The organism is Pedobacter hiemivivus (assembly GCF_004331685.1).
Taxonomy (GTDB): domain Bacteria; phylum Bacteroidota; class Bacteroidia; order Sphingobacteriales; family Sphingobacteriaceae; genus Pedobacter; species Pedobacter hiemivivus.
This window is the reverse complement of sequence record NZ_SJSM01000001.1, coordinates 141,149-157,720: the sequence shown is the minus strand read 5'-3', so window position 1 is coordinate 157,720 and position 16,572 is coordinate 141,149. Positions and strand designations below refer to the sequence as shown.

Annotated in this window: 14 protein-coding genes; 4 read left to right on the top strand and 10 right to left on the bottom strand. The window is 38.7% G+C overall.

Annotated features, from left to right (window positions below):
* Positions 1-10 precede the first annotated feature (10 nt).
* Positions 11-1,126 (top strand): TlpA disulfide reductase family protein, encoded by a 1,116-nt coding sequence (locus tag EZ444_RS00685; protein WP_131606227.1) that lies wholly within the window; start codon positions 11-13, stop codon positions 1,124-1,126.
* 83 nt (positions 1,127-1,209) lie between these two features.
* On the opposite strand, the gene EZ444_RS00680 is transcribed toward EZ444_RS00685, so the two are convergent.
* The 7 genes from EZ444_RS00680 to EZ444_RS00650 form a co-directional block, all read right to left on the bottom strand.
* Positions 1,210-3,381 carry a S9 family peptidase gene (locus EZ444_RS00680; RefSeq protein ID WP_131606225.1) on the bottom strand — a complete coding sequence of 724 codons (2,172 nt, stop codon included), beginning with the start codon at positions 3,379-3,381 and terminating at the stop codon, positions 1,210-1,212.
* Positions 3,382-3,385: 4 nt separating this feature from the next.
* A complete protein-coding gene (locus tag EZ444_RS00675; protein WP_131606223.1) occupies positions 3,386-5,251 on the bottom strand; it encodes an LTA synthase family protein in 1,866 nt (621 codons plus the stop codon).
* Between the two features lie 12 nt (positions 5,252-5,263).
* Complete coding sequence (locus tag EZ444_RS00670; protein WP_131606221.1) at positions 5,264-5,941, bottom strand: hypothetical protein; 678 nt, start codon at positions 5,939-5,941, stop codon at positions 5,264-5,266.
* A 19-nt stretch (positions 5,942-5,960) separates the two neighbouring features.
* Complete coding sequence (locus EZ444_RS00665) at positions 5,961-6,740, bottom strand: enoyl-CoA hydratase/isomerase family protein (protein WP_131606220.1); 780 nt, start codon at positions 6,738-6,740, stop codon at positions 5,961-5,963.
* 53 nt (positions 6,741-6,793) lie between these two features.
* A complete protein-coding gene (locus EZ444_RS00660; protein ID WP_225874615.1) occupies positions 6,794-8,611 on the bottom strand; it encodes a ComEC/Rec2 family competence protein in 1,818 nt (605 codons plus the stop codon).
* A 32-nt stretch (positions 8,612-8,643) separates the two neighbouring features.
* The gene (locus EZ444_RS00655; RefSeq protein ID WP_131606216.1) at positions 8,644-10,665 is read right to left on the bottom strand and encodes a type II secretion system protein GspK; all 2,022 of its coding nucleotides are present in this window, start codon (positions 10,663-10,665) and stop codon (positions 8,644-8,646) included.
* Positions 10,666-10,730: 65 nt separating this feature from the next.
* Positions 10,731-11,066 (bottom strand): MerR family transcriptional regulator, encoded by a 336-nt coding sequence (locus tag EZ444_RS00650; RefSeq protein WP_131606214.1) that lies wholly within the window; start codon positions 11,064-11,066, stop codon positions 10,731-10,733.
* A gap of 142 nt (positions 11,067-11,208) precedes the next feature.
* Here EZ444_RS00650 and alaS point away from each other — a divergent pair, with 142 nt between their 5' ends.
* On the top strand, positions 11,209-13,908 hold the full coding sequence (gene alaS, locus EZ444_RS00645) for an alanine--tRNA ligase (RefSeq protein WP_131606212.1): 2,700 nt from the start codon (positions 11,209-11,211) through the stop codon (positions 13,906-13,908).
* Positions 13,909-13,990: 82 nt separating this feature from the next.
* Here alaS and EZ444_RS00640 read toward each other — a convergent pair whose 3' ends face one another.
* A complete protein-coding gene (locus EZ444_RS00640; RefSeq protein ID WP_131606209.1) occupies positions 13,991-14,233 on the bottom strand; it encodes a hypothetical protein in 243 nt (80 codons plus the stop codon).
* A gap of 66 nt (positions 14,234-14,299) precedes the next feature.
* Positions 14,300-14,989 carry an SIR2 family NAD-dependent protein deacylase gene (locus tag EZ444_RS00635; RefSeq protein WP_131606207.1) on the bottom strand — a complete coding sequence of 230 codons (690 nt, stop codon included), beginning with the start codon at positions 14,987-14,989 and terminating at the stop codon, positions 14,300-14,302.
* Positions 14,990-15,110: 121 nt separating this feature from the next.
* Here EZ444_RS00635 and EZ444_RS00630 point away from each other — a divergent pair, with 121 nt between their 5' ends.
* Positions 15,111-15,644, top strand: a complete 534-nt coding sequence (locus EZ444_RS00630; RefSeq protein ID WP_131606205.1) for a tetratricopeptide repeat protein — start codon at positions 15,111-15,113, stop codon at positions 15,642-15,644.
* A gap of 87 nt (positions 15,645-15,731) precedes the next feature.
* Positions 15,732-16,247 (top strand): ExbD/TolR family protein, encoded by a 516-nt coding sequence (locus tag EZ444_RS00625; RefSeq protein ID WP_131606203.1) that lies wholly within the window; start codon positions 15,732-15,734, stop codon positions 16,245-16,247.
* A gap of 9 nt (positions 16,248-16,256) precedes the next feature.
* Here the strand turns inward: EZ444_RS00625 and EZ444_RS00620 are convergent, their stop codons facing one another.
* Complete coding sequence (locus EZ444_RS00620) at positions 16,257-16,442, bottom strand: YtxH domain-containing protein (protein ID WP_131606201.1); 186 nt, start codon at positions 16,440-16,442, stop codon at positions 16,257-16,259.
* Positions 16,443-16,572 lie beyond the last annotated feature (130 nt).

Below are 16,572 nucleotides of genomic sequence, written 5' to 3'. Positions count from 1 at the left end.
AAACACTCATATGAAAATAAAAATAATGAAATACAAGCTGCCGGCTAAAGTACTTTTAGCGGCTTTAAGCCCATTTGCATTGATAACTGCTGTATGCGCACAGACGGTAGGTTCCTACCAGATAAACGGCCATATTGAAGGATTGGGGGATCAAAAAGTATACCTAAGTAGAAGTTACTCCGGTAAAGATTTAACTGACTCCGTAGTGGCACAGAATGGTGTTTTCAGTTTTAAAGGGACTAGCCCAGGTACCTTAATCTACGGTCTGCGTTTAGGAAAGCAGTTTATGAGCGTTGCTATGCAGTCCAACGAGCACGTCAAAATTGAAGGCGTTTTGAGCAAATTAAACGAGGTCGTAGTAACTGGAGCTAAAGAGCAAAAGGTATGGAAAGAGTGGGGGCAAACCTGGAGCGTAGTATCTGGGCGTGCAGGACAGCTTTATAAGGCATTGGATAGTATTGGTGAAAAGGGGGATAGAACCGCTGTGAATGCTGAATTTGAAAAACTTAGTTTAAGACTGATTGACTCTGTAGAGCATTTTGTTAAAAGACATCCTTCCTCGGCAATTAGCCCTTATGTTATTACAGATCGTTTTGTGACTTATCCTAATCCAGAAAAGGCACAGAGTACTTATGCCTTATTAACTGTGGCGGGTAAAAATTCCATTTACGGTAAGGAACTTGGTGATGCTTTAAAAGTTGGAGCCAAAACTGGGATGGGCGTAAAGCCTGATTTTACCATACCTGATCAAAATGGTAAACCAATCAAACTATCATCTTTAAAAGGTAAAGTGGTACTGGTAGATTTTTGGGCTTCATGGTGTGGCCCATGTAGAAAAGAGAATCCAAACCTGGTAAAAGCTTATGCGAAGTATCATGATAAAGGATTTGAGATTTTAGGTATTTCTTTAGATGATAAAAAAGACAATTGGTTGAAAGCTATAGACGCTGACAAATTAACCTGGTTGCATGCTTCCGATTTAAAAGGTTGGAAAAGTGATTTGGCTCAGGAGTATGGTATCAGGTCTATTCCAATGAACTTTCTGGTAGATGCCAACGGAAAGATCATCGCAAAAGATCTTCGTGGAGAAGAGCTGGAAAAGAAACTTTTGACGGTATTTAAATAAGTATTAAAGTATTTATAACACAATAAAGCCCGGGCATATCATATGCCCGGGCTTTATTGTTTCCTTTAGAAAGTAGCTTTTCTTTATTTCCCGCCTGGAGGACAGTACTGCTGTAAGAATTTGGTGTAAGTAAGTGCCAAATGCGCTGAGGTACCTTCACCTTCATTAATGCTGTGTGTTCTGTTAGGATATGACATCATTTGGAACATTTTTCTGTTTTTGATCAGTTCATTGATCAACATTTCAGCGTTCTGATAATGAACATTGTCGTCGCCAGTTCCATGGATGTATAATAAATTACCTTTTAGGTTTTTTGCATAAGTAATAGGAGAACCTTTAATGTATGCTTCTTTTGTAATTAGCGGAGAACCCATGTAACGTTCCTGGTAAATATTGTCATAGGTTAATTGGTTGCCTACTGCCGCAATGGCAATGCCGGTCTTATAAATCTCAGGATACTGGAACATCAGATTTAAGGTTGATGAACCGCCACCGCTCCAGCCCCATACTGCAACGCGGTCTTTGTCTATAAATGGCCATTCCAATATCTTTTTTGCAGCCATTGCCTGATCCCGAATATTTAATGTGCCTATGTTCTTGTAAATGCTTTTGCGCCACTCACGTCCTTTAGGAGCAGGGGCACCTCTGTTTTCAATAGAGATATAAACGTAACCATCTTTGGGCATATCGCCAGCATACAACCAATTTCGACCAGCACCATAGGTATCGGTAACCGTTTGCGAAGCAGGCTCGCCATAAACATAAAATACAACCGGATATTTTTTAGTCCGATCAAAATTGTCTGGCTTTTTCATCCAACCATCCAGCTCAATTCCATCTTCTGTTTTTATTTTAAAAAACTCCACTTTGTTTTTTTGTGCTTTTATTTGGCCAAGCTGATTGGTAACGCTACCAGCCATGGTAAATGGATTTAACGTAGTTAGTTTCATCCATTCTGTAAGAGGGGGTACTGATGCACTTGTATAAGTATGACGTGCAAATACACCATTTGGTGAGATTTCGTAAGTATGTGTGCCTGGTAAAATAGAAGGGGTCACCATTTCGGGTTTGCCACCACCATTTAATTTAGTTTTAAACAAGTATTTCTGTGTGGCATTTAAAGGGGAAGCCATATAATACAATAGGTTGTTTTTTTCATCAACCAATGAATTTTCTATAACGTCAAAATCTCCTTTCGTAATCAGCGTTTGTTTCTTTCCATCTTTGCTGATCAGATAAGCATGGCGCCATCCGTCTTTTTCGCTCATCCAGATAAATTCTTTTCCTTCATTTACCCATTGCCAATCTTTTGCCGCATCAATCCAGGCTTTGTCCGTTTCTGTGTAAATATTGCCTACCGCACCTGTAGATGCATTGGCTACAAATAGTTTGCTTACATTTTGCGCTCTATTCAATTGCTGTAAAATCACCTCATTGGTATTAGGAATCCAATCCATCCTAGGAATATAGTTCTGAACTTTATCACCTGGCACATTTAACCATTTGGTTTGGGCACTGGCAATATTAACAATACCTACTTTGCAAGATGAAGGATCTTGTCCAACTTTAGGATACTCAACAGGAACTGTAAAAGCATAAATAGAATCCGTATTGTTGATCATCAGGAAGTTTCTGATTTTGGTTGCATCAATTTGCCAATAAGCGATAGACTGTCCGTCAGGACTCCATCTAAAACCATCTCTGCAATCAAACTCCTCTTCGTATACCCAATCAAAGGTTCCATTGATCATTCTAGCTGTTCCGTCAGTAGTTAAGGCCTTAGTTGTTTTAGTCTGTAGGTCATCCACGTAAAGATTGTGCTGACTTACATAGGCAACTTTATTGCCATCTGGCGAGAATTTAGCAAACATTAGTGACGAAGCAGGTCTATCTTTTCCCACTTGGGTAAGTGTATTTGCTTTTAAATCGGCGACAAAGTAATCACCTCTGGTTTCATATCGCCAGACTTTTTTGCTGTTGCTATAAATCAGTACTTTGGTGCCATCTTCAGAAAGGCTGAAATCTTTAATTACGCCAGGGTTAGTGCCGCTGGAATACAGTAGATCACGACTTACAATTGTCTTGCGCTCATTTTGGGGTAGGGAAATAGAGACCAGCTCAGCATCTATCATCTGATAGTAAGCATTGCCATCTTTTGTCCACTTAAGTTCGGGCTTACTTTGTGCCTGAGTTTTTCCGTAAAAGCCAATTAGTACGACTAATGCCAGGTTAAAAATGATGTTTCTGAAGTTCATTTTATTAAAGTTCTATAAATTGACGATATACATTTTGCAAGTATGCTTTCGCATAATCAAGCGTTTTAGAGGTGTGTATAGGATCTTTTTCATTGCTGTTGTACAAGACCATTTTGCCTACATTATCAAAAGTAACACATTGCTGGTTATCAATAAAGCCCATTCCATTGTCCCAGCTAAAAAAAGCAAAAGGTTTGCTGTAAGGATTTAATAGGTTTTTACTCCATTCAAATTGCTTTGTAGGTAGATCTAGTTGAGCCAGTAGGGTAGCTGCTATATCAGTCTGACTGCCAATATTATTGAATTTACGACCTTTAAATTCATCTTTAATTACATCCCCATAAAACAACAAAGGGATATGGTAACGTTGCGGCGTAGAAATATCGTGTATGTTTTTAGGCAGTAAATGTCCGTGATCAGCCACAAATACAAATAGTGTGTTTTTATACCAGGGCTGTTTTTTGGCATTAGTTAAAAAAGCATTGATGCAGGAATCTGTGTAATAGGCTGTGCTTTTAAAGTTGGCTATATTATCGGCTTTGCCAAATTTTGAAGTTCCAGGGAGGTCGTAAGGCTCGTGATTGGTTAACGTAAGGATAGTCGAAAAGAATGGTTGTTTCTCCTTATTTAGGTCCTCAAGCTGTTTTTGAAATACCAATTCATCAAATTTTCCCCAGCGCGATTTCATCTCATTGCCCGTAAAATTGTTCTTATCGATGAGTTTCTGGTAATCATGACTTAGGATAAAGGCTTTGTAGTTGTCAAATTCTGACTCTCCACCATAGTAGAAGGAAGTTTTATAGCCACTTTTGTATAAGGGCTGAGAGATAGCTGGTATCTTTTGCATTTTCTCTGGCCATTTTACAATACTTCCTGTTCCAAGGGTAGGGAATCCGGCGAGTGTAGCGATTAGGCCTTTGTCTGTACGATTTCCCGACGAATAAATTTGACTAAAAAGTACACCTTTGTTAATCAGGCTATCAAAATGTGGGGTAATGCCATTTTCATTGCCTAGAGTTTTGGTAAGGTCGGCCGTAAAACTTTCAATAATAACCAGTACTATATTTGGACGTTTTGTTTGGAGTATGTTGATGGTCGTATCCTTTAACGGACTATACAAAGCTTTAACATCCGCCTCAGCTAGTTTGCTATCCAAGTACTGATAAGGATTGTTTTTGGTCATTTTAGCGGAGATCAAACTTGATATCAGATTCCACTCCGTATTTACTGAGGCATGATTTAATACTTGCTCTTTGGAGAAGTAGGCCCTACTTTGGGTGATTGGAGATACACCCATACCACCTCTGATCAATAGAAAATTTGCCCCCACTAAAACTACACAGAGTGATATTCTAGCCCAAATTGGGTTAGCCGTAAAAGTTAGTTTTCTAGATACGACATAATGCTGAAGGAAAAGTCCTAATGCCGTAAGCAGGATTAATAAAGAAATGGATAAGCCAAGTGGTGAGGAAGCGCTAGATGCCATGGCCTCTTTAGGGGATGAAAATGCAAAACCAAGTGCTTTCGAATTCACCTTGCTACCCCATTCTCTGTAGATGTTGAAATTAACAACAGAAAGGATGCTACAGATCAGTACCAGGATGGTGTTGTAAACTGATACCCATTTTAGTTCTATGATTTTGCGGCCATTTAAAAGCCAATAAATATAACTTAAAAGTGGAATGACGGTAATGTAAGCCGTCATGGATAAGTCTAAGGGGAGGGCGTAATAAAATGTTGCTGCTGTTTCTTTGAAGGAAACAGCAGCAAGTTTTTGATGATTAATGAATATAAATATCAGGCGGTCAATAAAAAAGAATAACAGCCAGAATAAGAAGAAGCGGATAAAAAAAAACAGACTTTTTAACATTTTACTATAGGGTTATCGGCCACCCCTCATAGCTTTTAATTCAGCCATAGTCTTTTCTTCATAACCCTTAGGTATGTCCAAAGAGAAAGGACCAACTTTTCCTTCTTTTACATTTTTTAGCGTGAGCACTGTTTTATAGCCATCCTGTGTATTGGTGAATTTGATAGCTGTACCTTTTAATTCTCCAAACCCACGAGGGTTGGCACCTACAGGTAATTTAATTTCTGTTGTAGCCCATAGTTCATAATCAGCTCCATTATTATCCTTATAGGTATATTTTTCTGCATTGTAACCGGCAATGGTTTGTTTTTCTCCGGTTGCTTTAAACCCTGTGAATTTTAAAGAGCCTGATTGCTGCTCAATGTCTGCTTTTGACATTTTTGCTGCATACTGTTTTTGCATCATTGGAATATCTACAAGGACAAGGGCATTATTGATGGCTCCATCATTAATTATTTTTAACATCGCCATACCCATGTCTACTTGCACTTTAGACATATTTCCATTAAACTCTACTTTACTTTCTGAAGGTAATACAGATGGGTCTACAGCTTTTTTCTGGTCATCAGTTAAAAGGTATTCAACCCCATAAGTGATTGTTCCTGCATCAATTGCCTTTTGGGCTTTAGCTATAATCGCAGTTCCTATTAAAATAATTGCAAGGACTCCTGTTTTGATAGATTTAAACATATTTTAATAATAATTTAGTTTACCAGTTAATTTTCTCTTTGCTGATAAAGGCAGCAACCCCTTTTCTGAAATCTTCACTTTCCCTCACCCGGGCATTGATTCGCACAGCTTCTGACAAGCTTTTATCCAATTCGGGATTGGTGGTTTGTCCGATGAGCTGCTTTGTAACCATTAACGAGTTAGCAGAAGCTTCATTACACAAACTTAATGCAAAATTATTTACATTAAGACTGATATCGGCTTTGTTTGTTACAAAAGTGATCAGGCCATAGTTTAAAGCCTCCTGTGCTGAGAATAATGCACCGGTAAATAATATTTTTTTGGCGATAGTTTCACTTGTTTTGCGCAGTAAAAAGCAGGAAACAATGGCAGGTACGAAGCCTAGTTTTACTTCTGTATAACCAAAACTGGCCTCAGGTACAGAAAATATAATGTCGCAAACTGTTGCTAAACCACATCCACCAGCAATAGCATGACCTTCAACCTGAGCAATCACTACTTTTGGCAGGTAATAAATTGTGGTAAATAAGTTCTTTAGGTTTTCAGAATCAGCAAGGTTTTCTTCGTAAGTGTTTTGCTGAAGCTGCTGCAGGTAGGCTAAATCGGCACCTGCACTAAATGTGCTACCATTAGCCTTCAATATAACAACTTTAACTTCATCATCTGCCGAAGCTTTTACAAATGCTGCGGTTAGTTGAGCAACCAGTTCAGGGTTTAAGGCATTGCGCTTTTCCGGACGGTTAATAGATATGGTAGCTATACGCTGGCTTATCGAGTATAAAACCAATGGTTCAGTCATACAAATATTCAGTTATTTGACCAAATATAAGATATATCTTATCAAATCTGTTCTCAATATGGGTTTAAGCTTGGTGAAGAAGCAATGGCTTCTCTAAATTGAATTTGCGTTACTTTATGCTGGTCGAGTGCCGGTTTAACAAAATACTTGAAAGCCTTGCTCTCTGAATTTAAATCTGTAAAAAGAATGGCTTTGTGTGAGTGGATCAGTGCGACCGCGTAATTTTTCTTTAAGGTAAACCTAATTGTGCTTTTTTGATGAAAGGCTAGTAATTTATCATAAGTCATAAAGCTCTGCAGGCCTACAAATAGGGTAACTGCGATAATCAGTGTTTGTTTTTTCGCTTCACTTATTGCCATAATAAATAGCATTAAGGCTATACAGAGCACAGTTAACTCCATTTTGCTGATCCAGATCGCAGATATACCAGAAAAGGGTAATTTGGCAATTCGATCTAGTCCAAGATTTGTAAAAGTGATGAGCCATTCAAATAGCGGCCCTAAGCTATCTAATTTGAAAAGAAGGATAATGAGTCCGATGTACATTATTAAGGCTGTAGGAAGCGTGATAAATAGGTTGCTGAGTAAAAAGTAGAGCGGGAACATATGGAAGTAGTAAACACTAAAAGGGTAGGTGGCCAGTTGTGCAGCTAAAGACATGGCTATGGTGCTCCAGATTTTATTTATCCATGAGTTTTTTGGATGGAACCAACATTCAATTTTAGGTTGCAGATAGATCAACCCTAAAACAGCAAGAAAAGTAAGTTGGAAGCCTACATCCCATATTAGGAAAGGGTTATAAACCAATAAACAGAAAGCTGCAAAAGCAATGATGTTATAACTATTAGTAGTTCTGGTGAATAGTTTGGCTAAGATGTATGCCGAAATCATGATTGCGGCGCGGAGCACAGAGGGGGAGAAGCCAGTAAGCAGTGTGTAAAACCAAATCAGGCTGAGAATTAATATGGTTTTGATAAGTCTGGTCGGTTTCTTTTTGTCAAGGAAATACAACAGCCAATTCAGTACAAGATAGATTAGGCCTACATGCATTCCCGAAACGGATAAGGCGTGTATGGTGCCTGTTTTCGAATAAATATCAAGCATTTGAGGACTTAGATCAGCTCTATACCCCAGTATCAAGGTAGATGCAACGGCAAATGCATCGTCATTTTTGATAAGCTTACGGTATACCGCTACTTGCTTTGTCCTTAATTCCAACGCAAACCGAATGAGTTTGTTTCCTGTATTGGTATTTAGCCTGACTAACTCATGCTGCTTTAAAAAGATTTGATGGTAAATGTTCTGGGTTGCCAGCCATGCTTTGAAGTCAAACTCGGCAGGGTTGAGTGGGGCTGGGATTTCAGTAAATCTGCTATGTATGATAAGCTCCTCACCATACTTTAAAGTAATTGGATTGGTGTCATTGACGAGGATAGATACCCTTATTTTTCCAGAAGCCCTATAAAAAAGACGAATATCGTGTTTTTTGCTTGTTAATGAGGGTTTTTGGGGGGTGGATTTGGTCACGATAGCGCTAAACAGAATTATATTCTGTTTCTTTTTAGGTTCTTCTGTAATTCTTATTTTTAGGTATTTTGAATCTTTAAGTATATAATAATCAGTGTTTGTGTGGTTGTTATATAAAATTGAAGATAAGCTTCCTGAGACAAATAAGAAGCAATGAAGTATTACTCCGTTAATGCCTATGTGTCGATGAATATTTCGCTTGTTGTAGCTGATGTTAATGATGATTAAGGATGTGAATAAACACAGGTTAAGGATAAGGAGGTAGTAGAAAAGGAAGTGTGTCTCGCGGCTATAAAAACTAAGTATGCCCAATGCAAATGGGATCAATATCCTTACGAAAACCATGTCAGTTTTGACTATGTCCTTAAGGCTGTCCATTAGAACTGGTATCTAAGCTGTAATTTGACCTCTGTTTTTCTATTTCCTTCTATTTCATCCAGTCCAGTGCCGATGGTTTCTGTATTTCTGTAGATGGAGAGCCCATACTTAAGCCATATGTCAATTTTTTTGAGCGGACGGTATCGGACGTTAATAAAACTCCGGATGCCATTGCCGGAGTAAATCCCAGAACCGGAACCATATAAAACATCATTCTCGTAAGCGTAAATTCTGCTGTTGTATGAGGCGGTTTTGATATAAGCCAGACGTATATTGCCTGATAATTTGGACGCTGTTGGAGTATAATCCATGTCCGTGTAAACTAATATTCCTGATTCTTTTTTATTTATACCTTTTTGATATAGAGTTATTTCTGTTTTTTGTTGAAAGTTATACTTTTGATTCGGTTTCCAGCTGGCTTCCAGGCGGTAGCTTTGCTTTAGTACTTTTTCCAAGCCATGAAAAATACTACCCGCGTCTGGATTTTGTTGTTTTTGTTCTCTTTTAAATCTCAGTGCAGATTTAAAAGTTTTTCCTCTTTTGTAAGTTAGTTGACTAAGGAGTTCATAGCCGGCAGAAGCCGAATCAACTCGGTACTTTAACCAGGGGAATTTGAAGTAGTCGCCATAGACCGACCAACTCAGGTTGCCCGGCAATAAATAATTCAGGCCCACATACCAGCCTTTTTCATTATTGGTTTCAGCACCTTCGCCAACAGCTCTGCTAAAGAAGTTGTGGTAGTCTTTGTTGTAGCTTCGGTGCAGTAGTACAGCAGATAACTTACGCGAAAGCGTTGCCATAGCGCCATTAACCAAGGCATGCCCCGTGCCGACGCTTTGAGCCAGTTCCCCATAAAAGTAAATATTTCTAAAAGTGTAGTTGTAGTGCAATCCGATATTGGTCAGATGTTTGCCTGTAAAACTATACTTGTTGTATAGCTGTGTCCCAGTAATGAATTGGTGTTGGTAGTTGGATTGATAAGCGACAAATCCGACATTCAGGTTGTCGGTAATGTACTGCAAAGCTCCCCCATACACGATTTGTTTCAGGGATTTTTGGTTTTTAAGTTCTGTTTGAGTCCGATGTAGGCCGCTTATGCCAATGTTAGAAAGCGTAAATTTGTTGTCTGCTGTAGCTTTTAAACTTGCATCAAGTTGTCTGTAGGAAATGAAGGGGCTGAAGTGGATGTTTCTGCCAAGGTTAATGGTGCTTGCTATTCCACGGAAGAAAGAGGATTCGTTAGCTGAAGTATAAGGTTTTAAGCCCACATCTTTGGCGGCTACACTGGTCACATCCGGACCTTTGCCAAAAGCAAAGCCCGACCATAGCGTTAGCCCTTGACCGAATTGTAAGCTGTAATCGCCAATAACCAGTTTCTCAACGCGTCCAAGCTTAAATAAGGCTATGTTGGCCGAAAGATGATCTAATCCTGTGTTGCGGTTGAAAAATCGCTCTCCTGCGTCCTTTTCCATTACCAGCGCGCCGGATAGAATATCATGATAGTTGAATCTATAACGGAGTAATATTTTTTCGGGACTACCGAGGTATTTACTACCTGGTAAATCCCTAAAGCCCTTTTGTTGTTGGAGTAGGCGCGCGTATCTTAAAATCAGATCATGATTAGCGATATGGGTCAGCTTTTTTAATTTTATCTGCTCGTAGCCTTCTAATGTGCTAATGGTTATGTAGGGGAGTAGTTTATTGATGGTTTCTGGATCAAAACCAGGTATGGCTTGCAACTCTAAAACGTCTAGGAGCTTAGCGTTTGCGATATAGGCAAAGAAATTGCTGATTTGGAGTGGAGAAAGGAAGATTAGTCCTTTTAATTCTTCCGGAGAGGTTTTATGAAGGTTTATGGGGTGTTTACGGAAGAAGGTTAGCCGATCTGTTAATTCCGACAAGTCTTCCTCTTCAGGTGAGTTTTCGGCAAGGCCCTCGATGATGTCCTTGATCTTTTCTTCTTCCTGGGCTATAGCACTCATTCCACTTTGCAGCAGAAATAGCAAACATAATATTCTCATTTGATCGGCTTAAATTGGCCAAATCACTGTAGAATTTACGGGATAAAAAAATAATTAAGAAATAATTAAATTCCTTCGTTCAGCTTTAGTAAGAAGTCCTTTAACTTCTCAAGTGAAGCGATGATTTTTTGGTTTTCTTTAACCTCACCACTGTTGGTTTTTAAATGCTCTTTAGCACCTTTTAGTGTGAAGCCTTTGTCATCTACCAAATGGAAAATGATTTTTAAATTTTCAATGTCTTCTGGAGTAAATAACCGATTGCCCTTTTTGTTTTTCTTGGGTTGTAACACATCAAATTCCTTTTCATAAAAGCGGATCTGAGATGCGTTTACACCAAACATTTCGGTTACTTCACCCATGGTGTAATACATTTTGTTTATTTCCCTTTCTTTGTAAGGCATATTTTTGTGTTGATTATTAGTTGATTATGGGTTTTATTTAAAGTATTCAAACTTAGGAAAAGTTATGCAAGTATCAATGGGTAGATTGAAAAAAAATATCACAATAATATGTTAATTTTGCTCAAAACAAATCAAGAGAAGGATGACAGCTAAGGAAATCAGACAGGCATACTTAAAATTTTTCGAATCGAAACAACACCATATCGTTGCATCTGCACCAATTGTAGTTAAAAATGATCCAACCCTGATGTTTACCAACGCAGGGATGAACCAGTTTAAGGATTTATTTCTGGGCGAAGCCCCTATAAAATACCCACGGGTTACCGATACACAACGTTGTCTTCGTGTTTCAGGGAAACACAATGACCTGGAAGAAGTAGGTATTGATACTTATCACCACACGATGTTCGAGATGCTTGGCAACTGGAGCTTTGGCGATTATTTTAAAAAAGAAGCCATTGCCTGGAGCTGGGAATTGCTTACTGAAGTTTATAAAATACCAAAGGATAAGCTTTATGTGTCTATTTTTGAGGGGGATGAAAAAGAAGGTCTTCCAAGAGATACAGAAGCTTATGAGCTTTGGAAGCAATATGTGCCAGAAGAGCGCATTATATTGGGTAATAAAAAAGATAATTTCTGGGAAATGGGCGATACAGGACCATGTGGACCATGTTCTGAGATCCATGTAGACTGTCGCTCGGAAGATGAGCGTAAAGCTGTTGACGGTAAGTCGTTGGTTAATGCCGATCATCCCCAGGTAATTGAGATTTGGAACAATGTATTTATGCAGTTTAACCGCCTTAAGGACGGTTCATTGCAGCCATTGCCTGCCCAACATGTAGATACTGGAATGGGCTTTGAACGTCTGGTACGTGTATTACAGGAGAAATCATCGAATTATGATACTGATGTTTTTCAACCCTTAATTCAATTTATTGCTGCCAAAGCAGGGATTGAATACGGTAATGATGAAAAAACTGATATTGCAATGCGTGTAATGGCCGATCATATTCGTGCTATTTCCTTTGTGATTGCTGACGGACAGTTGCCTTCAAATAATAAAGCAGGTTATGTAATCCGTCGTATTTTACGTCGTGCTGTACGTTATGCTTATACTTTCCTCAACTTAAAAGATCCGTTTTTAAATGAGCTTGTTCCGGTTTTGGCTGAACAGTTTAAAGGAGTTTTTGAGGAGTTGGCTTTACAGCAGGACTTTGTACAAAAGGTAGTTTTGGAGGAAGAAATATCCTTCTTAAGAACTTTAGCTACGGGCATCCAACGCTTTGATAATTACACTAAAAAGCAAGGCGAATTGTTGATGGCTGAGAATGCTATTGAGCTTGAAAAACCATTTGAGGATCAATGGGTGTATAGCATCCTGAAAGACCAGATGGTGATTTCTGGAGAGTTTGCTTTTGAACTACAGGATACTTATGGTTTCCCGATAGATCTGACAGAATTGATGGCCCGAGAGCAACGCTGGATCGTTGATATGGAAGGTTACAATAAAGAGTTGCTTAAGCAAAAAGAGCGCTCGCGTGCAGCCACTGCTATAGATACGGGCGACTGGGTATTGGTTAATCCTGATCTGGAAGTTGAGTTTGTTGGGTATGATGACTTTGAAGCCGAAACGCAGATTATTAAATATCGTAAGGTGATTGCAAAGGGCAAGGAACAATACCAGATTGTGTTGAGCAAAACTCCTTTTTATGCGGAAAGTGGTGGACAGGTTGGTGATACAGGCCGTTTGGAAGATCATAGCCGCCTTTTCTTTGTTGAAATTACTGATACTAAAAAAGAGAACGGCGTAATTGTACATTATGCTGATACTTTACCTGAAGATGTTGAAGGACATTTCTGGGCGGTTATAGATGAAAATAAACGCTTGCTTTCGCAGGATAATCATACAGCAACACATTTACTGCATGCAGCATTGAAAAAGGTGCTTGGAGCCCATGTGAATCAAAAAGGATCATTGGTAAACGCTGATAATCTACGTTTTGACTTTTCGCATTTTGCTAAGGTTACAGATGAGGAGTTGGCTCAGATAGAGCACCTGGTGAACCAGAAAGTGAGAGAGAATATCCCATTGAAAGAGCAACGATATGTGCCTTACGACCAGGCGATCTCAAGCGGAGTAACGGCTTTGTTTGGAGAGAAATACGGTGATCTGGTGCGTATCATTACGTTTGATGATCATTATTCTAAAGAACTTTGCGGGGGTACACACGTTAAGGCTACTGGTCAGATCGGTTACTTTAAAATCATCTCTGAAGGTGCGGTAGCGGCAGGGGTAAGACGTATTGAAGCGATCACTGCTGATAAAGCCGAAGCATTTGTTTTAGATCAAAACAAAGAATTGAATGAATTGCGTGCTTTGTTAAAGGGCAACAAGGATTTAACGTCAGCAGTTTCTGCCTTGATCGAAGAGAATAATAAGTTGAAAAAGGATGCTGAAAAAGCGGTGTTAGAACAGTCTGCTAACCTTAAACATGAAATTGTACATCACCTTAAAACCATTAATGGTATTAATTTGATTGCTACTCATGTTGATCTACCTAATGCAGATGCGGTTAAGAATCTGGCATTTGCCGTAAAGGATATGGTTGATGACTTATGTTTAGTATTTACGACTCTGATTGATGATAAACCGGGGATTACCGTAATGTTGTCAGAAAATCTAGTAAAAGATAAAGGCTTGAACGCTTCGAATATAGTACGAGAATTGGCTAAAGATATTCAAGGTGGTGGCGGTGGACAGCCTTTTTATGCTACAGCTGGTGGTAAGTATAAAGATGGATTGAAGCTAGTTCTGGAGAAAGCTCAGGCTATTTTAGCTTAAGGCGCAATTGGTATTTTATTTAGCCTTTCAGTAAAGAGATACAAAATCTATTTATTGAAAGGCTTTTTTTATTGTTTCTTTATTATTGAGCGTTCTTTAGATATACCTCTAGGATGTTTTTTAGGTAGATTTCAGGCTTAGGCATCGTAATGATAGTGCCAGGTTCTTTATCCTGAGATTGTTTGATGTAATTGGCTTTAATCTTTCCCCAGTCTTTCGAGTAAAGTTGAATAAACATGTCAACAAACTGTTTATCAGTATAATCTTTTGGAAGTTTACTAAGCACAACTTCAATTTTCTCTTCTTTTTTATGTAATACTGCCATGAGGATCTTTTAATGTTGCTCCAAAGCTACAACAATTTGTGGTATAATCAGAAATGGTTGTTTTAACTACTTGCGGGCTAAAAGCTCTTCAACCATCATTGGAACCCCAATGGTAGCAGGTTGTTCAATCTTTTTTAGCTGATTGCTACCTGATATTGCTGGTATATTTACATCAACCACATACCTAATTGTTGATTTTGGTACATATTCTGTTAAGCCAGCTGCCGGGTATACCTGTAAACTCGTGCCTATGACGGCAAATACATTCGCTTTACGACAAAGTCGGGTAGCGATTGTCATATTGGGTACAGCTTCACCAAACCATACCACGTGTGGTCTCAACGGTTTTCCGTGGGCACAAAGGTCCGTAAAACGCAGCTCCCAGCCAGATATAGGGTAGGTTAAGTCTGGTTCAATATCCGATTGTGAGCGGGTAATTACCCCATGTAAATGCAGTACGTTTTTTGATCCGGCACGTTCATGTAGATCATCAATATTTTGAGTAATGATTTGAACATTGTATTTGTCCTGCAGTCTGGCAAGTGCCTTATGTGCCTCATTAGGTTGTGCTTCCAGTACTGATTTACGGCGCTCATTGTAAAACTGTTGCACCAGTTCCGGGTTACGCAACCAGGCTTCGGGGGTAGCAACGTCTTCGATGCGATAATTCTCCCATAAACCATCCGAGTCTCTAAATGTTTTGAGCCCACTTTCTGCACTAATTCCAGCACCTGTTAATATGACTATGGTTTCCATTTTTACAATTTTATAGCGAATATAATCAACTGTATTTTGGTTTCGATACCGTTTAATGGCGCATTTATCATCAATATGGCTAAGTGTTTTTTTTATTTCAAAAAAAGTATACCTTTATTATATGATTAAATGCCTCTCTTTTATGTTGTTAGCAACGCTTTTTTCCTCTTGCGAGTGGAGCTCAGCATCTTCAAGCTCCGCTGTCCCTATACCACTGGTAAGGAAAAAAATAGCCTATAAAAAATGGTTAGAAGTGGCCAGGGAAGATTTCAGACTCTCTCCGAAATATGGTAATGGTGTTAAAATGCAAGAACAGATCAATGCTGATCAAAACTTTTTAAAGACGGTCATAGCGAAGGCTGGTACTTCAGACTCTGCATCTAATCACTATTTTATGAAAGCATGTGATTACCTCAGTTATGGTGATTTGCAAACTACTATGTACAGGCTTAATCAGGCATGGATGTTAAATCCCAAAAACCCAAATGTATATAGGGGGTTCGGATGGGTTTACAATCATTTGGAAGAATATCAATTGGCTCTTGAGCAATTTAATGAAGGCTTATCTTTTGATCCCAAAAACAAAGAACTCCTTTTTGAGAAATCAATTGTCGAAAAAAGGCTTAAAGAGATAAATCGGGCTACTTCTTTGTAAAGTCACCTATTAAATTTGCCTTAATATATCCAGTTATGGAATTTGGCTTTCATGTGCATCATCTTTTTGAACTTAAAACAAAAGATTATGGCCGAATTAAGCGTTTCCTCGAACAGAAGAGCGGTTCCTAAAGTTGATTTAACCGCTATGGTTGATCTTGCATTTTTGCTGATTACCTTTTTCATGCTCACCACATCGTTATCTAAACCAGTAGCAATGGATGTGGTAAAGCCAGATGAGCCCATTGTGGATATACAAGAACCTGTTCCTGCTTCCCGTTCAATGACTATTTTGCTTGGCAAAAATAATAAAGTAGCCTGGTATATGGGGGAAGCTGGCAAAAGCCAGCCTGTTATTGAAGGATTTGAAGGGATAAGACAATCTATTTTGAAAAATAAGCTGAAAGTCGATGCTGCAAATGCCAATAACCCTAAAAAGTCTCTATTTGTGATCATTAAACCCACAACAGCAGCGAACTACAAAAACTTTGTAGATATTATGGATGAATTAAAAGTAGCTGGCATTACCGCTGCTCCTGCAATAGATGATGATCATATTACTAAAGAGGAGCAAGATTTTATGAAACAGCAGCAGCTACTTTAGTAGCTGCTTTTAATACCGCTGACGTTCAAACTCTGCTTTCAGCTCATCTTTGACGCTTTTGGCTTTTTCCATCCATTCAGGAGCTTTATCTTTAAGGTCGTCTACTAAGGAGCGGCCATTGATGTCTTTTTTTGTGATATATTTAATAGCGCCGTATACTGCGGCGCCTATTAATGCTGTTTTTAATAGTCCCATGTTTTAGAGTTTGATATAACTTAGAACAAGTCAGATTGATAAAAGTTTAAATTTACTTATTGAAAAATATTATTTTCAACGGTATACTATTGGAAAATAATATTAAAATGCTTTTGGCTACTCATTTTTT

Bases quoted from the DNA above. Each gene is read 5' to 3' on its own strand.
- EZ444_RS00685 (WP_131606227.1), top strand. From the start codon at position 11: ATGAAAATAAAAATAATGAAATACAAGCTGCCGGCTAAAGTACTTTTA.
- EZ444_RS00680 (WP_131606225.1), bottom strand. From the start codon at position 3,381: ATGAACTTCAGAAACATCATTTTTAACCTGGCATTAGTCGTACTAATT.
- EZ444_RS00675 (WP_131606223.1), bottom strand. From the start codon at position 5,251: ATGTTAAAAAGTCTGTTTTTTTTTATCCGCTTCTTCTTATTCTGGCTG.
- EZ444_RS00670 (WP_131606221.1), bottom strand. From the start codon at position 5,941: ATGTTTAAATCTATCAAAACAGGAGTCCTTGCAATTATTTTAATAGGA.
- EZ444_RS00665 (WP_131606220.1), bottom strand. From the start codon at position 6,740: ATGACTGAACCATTGGTTTTATACTCGATAAGCCAGCGTATAGCTACC.
- EZ444_RS00660 (WP_225874615.1), bottom strand. From the start codon at position 8,611: ATGGTTTTCGTAAGGATATTGATCCCATTTGCATTGGGCATACTTAGT.
- EZ444_RS00655 (WP_131606216.1), bottom strand. From the start codon at position 10,665: ATGAGAATATTATGTTTGCTATTTCTGCTGCAAAGTGGAATGAGTGCT.
- EZ444_RS00650 (WP_131606214.1), bottom strand. From the start codon at position 11,066: ATGCCTTACAAAGAAAGGGAAATAAACAAAATGTATTACACCATGGGT.
- alaS (WP_131606212.1), top strand. From the start codon at position 11,209: ATGACAGCTAAGGAAATCAGACAGGCATACTTAAAATTTTTCGAATCG.
- EZ444_RS00640 (WP_131606209.1), bottom strand. From the start codon at position 14,233: ATGGCAGTATTACATAAAAAAGAAGAGAAAATTGAAGTTGTGCTTAGT.
- EZ444_RS00635 (WP_131606207.1), bottom strand. From the start codon at position 14,989: ATGGAAACCATAGTCATATTAACAGGTGCTGGAATTAGTGCAGAAAGT.
- EZ444_RS00630 (WP_131606205.1), top strand. From the start codon at position 15,111: ATGATTAAATGCCTCTCTTTTATGTTGTTAGCAACGCTTTTTTCCTCT.
- EZ444_RS00625 (WP_131606203.1), top strand. From the start codon at position 15,732: ATGGCCGAATTAAGCGTTTCCTCGAACAGAAGAGCGGTTCCTAAAGTT.
- EZ444_RS00620 (WP_131606201.1), bottom strand. From the start codon at position 16,442: ATGGGACTATTAAAAACAGCATTAATAGGCGCCGCAGTATACGGCGCT.